This window comes from Merdimmobilis hominis, from assembly GCF_016901855.1.
GTDB lineage: Bacteria > Bacillota > Clostridia > Oscillospirales > Ruminococcaceae > Paludihabitans.
The window spans coordinates 1-238 of the sequence record NZ_JACJKY010000092.1 but is presented as its reverse complement, the minus strand read 5'-3'; the positions used below and the strand labels follow the sequence as shown (position 1 = coordinate 238).

Annotated in this window: 1 rRNA gene; it reads right to left on the bottom strand. The window is 45.4% G+C overall.

What is annotated here, in order from left to right:
- Positions 1-84, bottom strand: a 5S ribosomal RNA gene (gene rrf / locus H6A12_RS13215); the annotation flags it as partial.
- Positions 85-238 lie beyond the last annotated feature (154 nt).

The following is a 238-nucleotide window of genomic DNA, read 5'->3' as shown; positions in this document are numbered from 1 at the left end:
CAGCCAAGTATTTTCGACGCTAGTGAGCTTAACTTCTGTGTTCGGGATGGGAACAGGTGGATCCTCACCGCCATCGACACCGTCTTTGCTGCGCTTCCTTCTAAGAACCGCTTTTTGAAAGATACTTTCTAAGGTATCTTCAAAACCGAATAACAATCTTCGAAAGTGAACTTATCTTTGACTCAACATCTCGATTCAATTCGAGGTCAAGCCCTCGACCGATTAGTACTCGCTGGCT